Source organism: Blautia sp. MSK18_10 (assembly GCF_020553185.1).
Taxonomy (GTDB): domain Bacteria; phylum Bacillota; class Clostridia; order Lachnospirales; family Lachnospiraceae; genus Blautia_A; species Blautia_A wexlerae.
Window position 1 is genome coordinate 141,381 of record NZ_JAJCGT010000004.1, and the last position, 7,953, is coordinate 149,333.

8 protein-coding genes are annotated in these 7,953 nt (G+C 37.1%); 6 read left to right on the forward strand and 2 right to left on the reverse strand.

Features of this window, described 5'->3' with window-relative positions; all coding sequences use genetic code 11:
- The first annotated feature begins 4 nt into the window (after positions 1-4).
- The 6 genes from LI074_RS03735 (at position 5) to LI074_RS03760 (ending at position 6,836) form a co-directional block, all read left to right on the forward strand.
- A complete protein-coding gene (locus LI074_RS03735; RefSeq protein ID WP_008703141.1) occupies positions 5-919 on the forward strand; it encodes an RluA family pseudouridine synthase in 915 nt (304 codons plus the stop codon).
- A 66-nt stretch (positions 920-985) separates the two neighbouring features.
- Positions 986-1,624, forward strand: a complete 639-nt coding sequence (locus tag LI074_RS03740) for a cytidylate kinase-like family protein (protein WP_020993906.1) — start codon at positions 986-988, stop codon at positions 1,622-1,624.
- Positions 1,625-1,869: 245 nt separating this feature from the next.
- Positions 1,870-3,327, forward strand: coding sequence for an AI-2E family transporter (locus LI074_RS03745; protein ID WP_022381245.1), 1,458 nt, complete (start codon positions 1,870-1,872; stop codon positions 3,325-3,327).
- Positions 3,328-3,366: 39 nt separating this feature from the next.
- The gene (locus LI074_RS03750; RefSeq protein WP_243868836.1) at positions 3,367-4,920 is read left to right on the forward strand and encodes a peptidoglycan DD-metalloendopeptidase family protein; all 1,554 of its coding nucleotides are present in this window, start codon (positions 3,367-3,369) and stop codon (positions 4,918-4,920) included.
- Positions 4,921-5,019: 99 nt separating this feature from the next.
- The gene (locus tag LI074_RS03755; protein WP_173698301.1) at positions 5,020-5,445 is read left to right on the forward strand and encodes an acyl-CoA thioesterase; all 426 of its coding nucleotides are present in this window, start codon (positions 5,020-5,022) and stop codon (positions 5,443-5,445) included.
- A gap of 308 nt (positions 5,446-5,753) precedes the next feature.
- The gene (locus LI074_RS03760) at positions 5,754-6,836 is read left to right on the forward strand and encodes a tyrosine-type recombinase/integrase (protein WP_055052780.1); all 1,083 of its coding nucleotides are present in this window, start codon (positions 5,754-5,756) and stop codon (positions 6,834-6,836) included.
- 163 nt (positions 6,837-6,999) lie between these two features.
- Here LI074_RS03760 and LI074_RS03765 read toward each other — a convergent pair whose 3' ends face one another.
- A complete protein-coding gene (locus tag LI074_RS03765; protein WP_008703150.1) occupies positions 7,000-7,257 on the reverse strand; it encodes a hypothetical protein in 258 nt (85 codons plus the stop codon).
- Positions 7,258-7,405: 148 nt separating this feature from the next.
- Entirely contained in the window at positions 7,406-7,825 is a 420-nt protein-coding gene (locus LI074_RS03770; protein WP_008703153.1) for a hypothetical protein, read from the reverse strand.
- Positions 7,826-7,953: the final 128 nt, after the last annotated feature.

Sequence of the window (7,953 nt, forward strand, 5' to 3'; positions counted from 1 at the left end):
TATTATGGAAATTCTTAATTATCAGGTTTCTGACGGTCAGTCCGGTATCCGGATTGACCGCTATCTTTCTGAAATGAACGAAGAACTGTCACGTTCTTATATTCAAAAGCTGCTTAAAGAGCAGAAAATAACCGTCAATGGTTCTGCTGTAAAAGCCAACTACAAAGTTCAGGAAGGAGATGAAATCTCCGTAGCAGTTCCTGACATAAAAGAGCCGGATATACTTCCGGAAGATATCCCTCTGGATATTCTTTATGAAGATGATGATGTACTTATTGTAAATAAACCAAAGGGGATGGTGGTTCATCCCAGTGCCGGACATACTTCCGGAACATTGGTAAATGCTATTATGTTTCACTGTAAGGACAATCTGTCGGGGATCAATGGTGTTCTGCGTCCTGGTATTGTCCACAGAATCGATAAGGATACCACAGGTGCACTTCTTGTATGCAAGAATGATAATGCACACCGCAACCTGGCAGAACAGTTAAAAGAGCATTCTATCAGGCGCAGATACCGGGCAATCGTAGCAGGAGTACTGAAAGAAGACGAAGGGACGATCGAAGGTCCCATCGGGCGCCATCCGATTGACCGCAAAAAGATGGCTGTCAACTATAAAAACGGCAAGGATGCTGTCACACATTATAAAGTTCTGGAACGTTTCAAAAATGCCACTTATGTGGAATGCCGTCTGGAAACAGGCAGAACGCATCAGATTCGTGTGCATATGACAAGTATCGGTCATCCACTTCTGGGTGATGAAGTGTACGGTTCTGGTAAGAATCCTTATCATCTGCAGGGACAGACGCTTCATGCAATGATTCTTGGCTTTGTTCATCCATCAACGGGCGAATATATGGAGTTTACAGCTCCTTTACCTGAATATTTCGTTAAATTATTAGAAAAATTACGAAAGTAGTTTGCATTTTTTTGGAAATATTGTATAATATGTCTATCGAATATGTAACAGAAGGGAGTGCAGACTATGAATAGTACGAGTTCAATTATTACAATTGGTCGTGAGTACGGCAGTGGAGGAAGACAGATAGGTCAGGAAGTTGCCAAATATTTTGGTATTAAATGTTATGATAAAGAACTTCTCGAACATGCAGCAAATGAAAGCGGTATCTGCAAAGAACTTTTTGAGAATCATGATGAAAGACCAACTAACAGCTTTTTATATTCTCTGGTTATGGATACCTACTCATTTGGTTATTCTTCTTCAGGATTTACAGATATGCCTATGAACCACAAAGTATTTCTTGCACAGTTTGACGCAATCAAGAAACTGGCCTCCGAAGGTCCATGCGTTATGGTCGGAAGATGTGCAGATTATGCGTTGTCAGAGTATAAAGACTGTTTCAGTGTATTTGTACATGCAGATACAGACTGGAGGATTAACCGTCTTTCACAGAAACATAATAAAACTGCAAAAGAAGCAAAAGACATGATCAATAAGACAGACAAGAGCCGTTCCAGTTACTATAATTACTACACTAATAAGAAATGGGGTGCTGCTTCAAGCTACAATCTCTGCGTAGACAGCAGCAAACTTGGAATTGATGGTGCAGCAAAAGCAATCATTCAGGCAATTGAGATTTTTGATTCCATAAAAAATAAATAGGATTATATTTTTACAGATACTTTACCACATCCTTGGTAAAGTATCTGTTTTTTGGATGAATTTATAACAGTCTTTTCAATTCATTCCAGATTGCCTGCGGCAATGGAATTTTGGCTTGTATGCCTCGGGATAGTGGTGTATGAACAGTAACAAGACTGCTATAATTTTTTTTAATATATATTAAATTTTCATGACATTTGTCAAAATATATGCTATAATCATACCATGTTAAAAAGGAGGACATTATGAAATTTCGTTGGGACAACCGATATTTACACTGGGGTGTAACCGCTTTTCTGGTAATTGCCGCCAGTATGCTGTTTTATTATGGCATATTTCACATGAAAACCCTGATCGTGGGAATCAAAACTTTTCTGGGAATTATGGCGCCTATTATCTATGGTGTAATCCTTGCTTATATTCTCAGTCCGCTGATCAATCTCTTTGAGCAGAAGCTGATCTATCCGCAGCTGGAAAAGCATAATATTAAGTTACAGAAAAAAGGAAAACGGGCTATTCGATGGGGATGTGTCCTTTTTTCCATGTTCCTGTTCTGGATTATTATTTACGCATTACTGATGATGGTGCTTCCTCAGTTGATCCGAAGTATCATGAGTATTATTTACAGTTTTCCGTACTATATAAAAGTTATTGAAAAGTGGCTCAATTCATTTGTTGAGCATGGATGGAAACTGAATCCTGAAATGCTCGATATGATCAACCAGTACTCTGCAAAAGCACAGGAATATCTTACTACCGATATTCTTCCGCAGATGCAGGATATGCTCAAAAATGTTTCAGCAGGTATTTTTGATATCCTGATCTTTATGAAGAATTTTCTGATCGGTGCCATTGTAGCTTTGTATGTACTTGCAGACAAAGAGAAATTTGTTGCCAAAAGCAAAATGATGGTATATGCTATATTGCCTCATAAATGGGCAAATATGCTTATACGCGTTATGCGTTTTACAGACAAGACTTTTGGTGGTTTCATATACGGAAAACTTCTGGATTCTGCTATTATTGGAATTTTGTGTTATTTTGGAATGTTGCTTTTGGATTTGCCGTATCCAATTCTTATCAGTGTAATTATCGGTGTGACAAATGTCATTCCGTTTTTTGGTCCTTACATCGGAGCCATTCCATGTATTTTGCTTATTTTAGTAGTAGATCCCATAAAAGGTCTGTATTTTGCAATTTTTATCCTGCTTCTTCAGCAGTTTGATGGAAATATCCTTGGTCCGAAAATTCTCGGAGACTCTACCGGACTTTCCAGTTTTATGGTTATTGTTGCCATCATGATCGGGGGCGGTCTCTTTGGGGTTCCGGGAATGATCGCAGGAGTTCCTGTATTTGCCGTACTTTATGCTCTGATCTGGAGACTGATCAATCATTCTCTTAATGACAAAAAAATGCCGGCAGAAGAGGAGACATATATAAATATTGACTGTCTGGATGAACAGACAGGTGAAGTACTTCCTCTTTGCAAGGAAGAAAAACACAAGGTTTCACCGGAAGAACTGGAAGCGAGAAAAAATAATTTCTTTATGAAAATATGGAATCCGCTTTCCGGACTGGTCATAACCATATGGAAATATCTCCTGCGGATTTTAAACATAATATGGGGATATATCAAAAAAGCAGGGATTTTCCTGAAGAACAGATATGTTGAATTAAAGAATAAACGAGAGAAAAATAAGTAAACCTTCACAGTTACAAAAAACACACACACAGGAGTTACTATGAAGAAAAAAAAATTATATTTGACAGCTTTTCTTTTGGTTCTGGCACTGGCTCTGCAGGGTGGAATCTTTTCAGATTTCTCTGTACCGGTTCAGGCTGCAGCAACTTCCAAAAAGCAGACAGGATTTGTGAAAAAAAACGGAAGTTGGTACTATTACGATAAAAATGGAAAAAAAGCTACCGGATGGTACAAAAGTGCTGCAGGAAATCAGTACTATTTCGGAAAGACCGGTGCAGCTAAAGCCGGAATTCTGACCATCAGTGGAAAAAAGTACTGTTTTAATGAAAAAGGTAAAATGCTTACTACCTGGCAGACAGTAAATGGAAAAACGTATTTCTTTGATGAAAAAAAAGGGTATATGCATACCGGATGGGTAACTACAGCTGCAGGGAATAAATACTATTTCTGGAATGACGGGGTGATACGATCCGGTTTCCATCAAGTAAATAATGTATATTACTGCTTTAATGAAAAAGGAAAAATGTATAAAAACTGTTTTCGCAAAAGCGGGAATTCCACCTATTATCTTCAGGCCAATGGCACTATGGCAAAAGGGCGTCTGAAAGTAAAGGGAAGCTGGTATTCCTTTAACAGAAATACCGGTCAGCTGGTCAGAAGCGGATGGTATAAAGAAACAGACGGTTCTTATTATTATGCAGCTTCAAATGGTAAACTTGTCAAAGGCTTCTATAAACCGGATTCCTATTATCGGTATTTCAGGAAATCAGATTGTAAACTGGTTACGGGATGGCAGACGATCAACGGACACAAGTATTATTTTAAGAAAACGAATGGAATCCGTTACGATGATATTATCCTGAAATCGTCATCTGGGAAAAGATATTATTTTGAGTCTGACGGAAAACTTGCCAGCAGTAAGTGGATCACGAAAAAAAGTGCTCATTATTATGCGAAATCAGATGGGGTGCTGGCCTCTGGATGGCTGACAGTAGACGGAAAGAAATATTATATGAATCCTTCTACATGTGAACGTGAAAGTGGGTGGATTACTGTAGATGGAGAGAAGTATTACCTGAGTTCCTCCACAGGTGCTCTGGTTACAAATCAGTGGATTGATGATAATCATTATGTTGGAGAAGATGGTTCTCTTATTCCTGACTATCAGAACGGAGTTTCTTTTCGGTGGCCTTTAAGCTCCGGTTATTCCTATATCAGCAGTTATTTTGGAAACAGGGAATCTCCGGGAGGAATCGGTTCTACCAATCATAAAGGAATTGACATTCCTGCTCCTACAGGAACACCGATTTATGCGGCAGCATCAGGAACCATTGTTGCCATGCTTTCACCGGCAGCGTCAGGCGGTGCCGGATATTATACCAAGATCAATCATGATGGAAAGGGACTTATCACAGAATATATGCACCAGTCTAAATTTAACCCAAATCTGAGTGTAGGAGATAAGGTCAAAAAAGGTGATATCATCGGATATGTAGGAAGCACCGGGAACAGCACCGGTCCTCATCTTCATTTTGGGGTTATGGTTAATGGGGTAAATCAGAATCCTCTGAATTATGTGAAGAGACCGTCATAATCAACCGGTTTCAGACACGCTATAGTACATCGTTTCGCAGACAAGCGAGTGGTATAGTTATTTTCATTTTATAAATATATAAAAAAGGATATATGGTATATGAAGGAAGACTCAGAAAAAACATACACTTATTACAGAAAAGCGCAATATCATGAAACAGACCAGATGGGCATTATCCATCACTCTAATTATGTAAAATGGATGGAAGAGGCCAGGATTGGATATATGAGCCGGATGGGTTTCAGCTATAAGAAAGTAGAAGAGTTGGGAGTGATCTCCCCTGTTGTGGAAATTTCAGTTGCATATAGAAAGCAGGTTTTCTTCGATGATGAAATCCGGATTCGCGTTGGCATTAAGCAGTATACTGGAATTTCTCTGGAATTTAATTATGAATTTTTTAATGCGAGCAGAAATGAAATCTGCACAACCGCTTATTCCAGACATTGTTTTCTAAAAGATGGGAAACTGATCGCTCTCAAAAAAGAGCTTCCGGAATTGAATCGCATTATTACAGATTGTCTGTAAAACTATAGTTTTCCGGGAAAAATAAATCCGGAAACAATAAATGGATGTACTGGTTGGCAACAATAAGATAACATAAAAACATACGAAAGTAGTATGTTTTTATGTTATCTACATCTATACGACAAACGCGAGTTTTTCATATAGATGTAGGCTGCAGCTGTCTTTGCGCTGTAATCGTTTATTGACAAAGGCATTTTCTCTGCAATTATTAATCATTATCAACTTTGATGATTTATATGTCTTAAATATTCTCAACAATATTCTTAACATTAAGAAGTTATAAAATAATTTTTTTAAGGAGATTTTTTATGGATAAATATATTGATTATTATAATGATAGCAAGAAAGTCACTTACCACGAACAGACCGATATTTCAAATATTTTGAAGCTTCGAGCTGTTTTGAAAACACTGCCTGATTTCTGCAAGGATTATTTTCGTGCTATGGATCCGCTTACTACTACCAAAACACGAATTTCCTATGCGTATGATATCCGAATCTTTTTTCAGTTTCTCCTGGATGAAAATCCTGCCTTTAAGGACTATTCCATGAAAGACTTTACCGTTGATGTTCTGGATCAGCTTAAAGCTATAGATATCGAGGAATATCAGGAATACCTTAAAGTATATAAAAATGGTGATAAAACAGAAACCAATGGTGAACGTGGCCTGAAAAGAAAAATTTCTGCATTGAGAAGTTTTTATGCATATTATTATAAACATGAATTTATCCAGACGAACCCAACTGTTCTTGTAGATGTTCCGAAAACTCATGAAAAAAATATTATACGTCTTGATGCTGATGAAGTTGCCATGTTATTGGATCATATAGAGCACTGCGGCGATGAGCTTACCGGACAGAAACGTGTTTATTATGAAAAAACCAAGGAGCGTGATCTTGCCATCGTTACTCTCCTGCTTGGTACCGGGATTCGTGTATCTGAATGTGTAGGACTTGATGTTGAAGATGTTGATTTTAAAAATAATGGGATTAAAGTCACCCGAAAAGGTGGAAATGAAATGGTTGTATATTTTGGACATGAGGTAGAAAAAGCTTTGAAAAAGTACTTGGAAGTTCGTAAGAATATCGTTCCTGTAGCAGGGCATGAACACGCTCTCTTCTACTCTACCCAGCGAAAAAGGATTGGCATCCAGGCTGTTGAAAATCTGGTAAAAAAATACGCAGGTGCCATTACGACCACAAAAAAAATCACACCACACAAGCTTCGCAGTACTTACGGTACTACTTTGTATCAGGAAACAGGCGATATTTACCTTGTAGCTGATGTATTAGGTCACAGAGATGTAAACACCACAAAGAAACATTATGCAGCTATGGATGATGCAAGACGTCGTAAGGCGGCCACAGCGGTGCATTTACGCGAAGATTAAAAACATAAAAAGATAAAGTATGAAAAATGACAGATATGTCTTATGTCTGGAGTTTTGTATAGACTTTAAATAACAGACATAAGACATATCTGTCACATACTTGATTCTGTTTGGGTTATGATATGTTTTTCAGAATTCTATTTACTAACTGTTAAAGCTATTTTTATTTATCAAAATCAGTTTCAAATACGCCTTCCGGAGTACGTATTGTCAGTAACCCAAGATTGAATTCATCATCCATTACAGTAATATGATATTCAAAAATAACATCATCTTCAACCTTGGAAAGTAAAACGTAAGAGCCATTTTCTTTTCCTTCAATTTGGTCGCAGATATCTCCGTAAACCATTTCACCGGAAATTGCTCTTGGATATCCTGCATCTTTAATTTTTTGCTCAATTATTCTGTATAATTCTTCCATATATCTCTCATCTCCTAATATTTATTGTTTTTCCATGATAACAGGTATGCTTACAAAATGCAATAAAAAGGATATCTGCTGAAAATATCTTAACAGGTATCCTTTTTATTTATGTTATGTAGTTTTTAGTATTAATAATAAAAGATGGTTATAAAGCTACACTGATCTTACCATGGAGCGCTTCAGGAATCTCTTCTTTGTCTAAAGATACGCTAATTACAAAAGTAACATTAAATTGTTTACCAATCTCATCTAACTGTCCCAGAGTACCTGTAATGTCTTTATCTTCCAATTTTGCTACCTTAAGGAAACTGTCAAGATAAATCTGCTCAAGATCGTGATCCTGAGAAAGGATACCACAGATAAATCCTACAAATTCATCTGCATTCTTAATAGGGAATCCGGATACATCAATAAGACGTACTTTATTGTTGAGTTCATACATATGTTTTGTGCTCTTGTCTAAGTAGACAATACTTCCATTTGCCTCTTTTACCGCACCATTTACCTTATCTAACAGTACTTTTGTTTTGCCCTTGCCTTTCTTTCCTACAATCAGTTCAACCATGCTGTTTTCCTCCTTAGACACATATAATATTAATTTAGACTAAAAACTTTAATTAATATGTTTTATATTATAGTGCATATTATTCAAAAACACAAGTGGTATTTATATTTTTTTGTGAAATTTTGTTG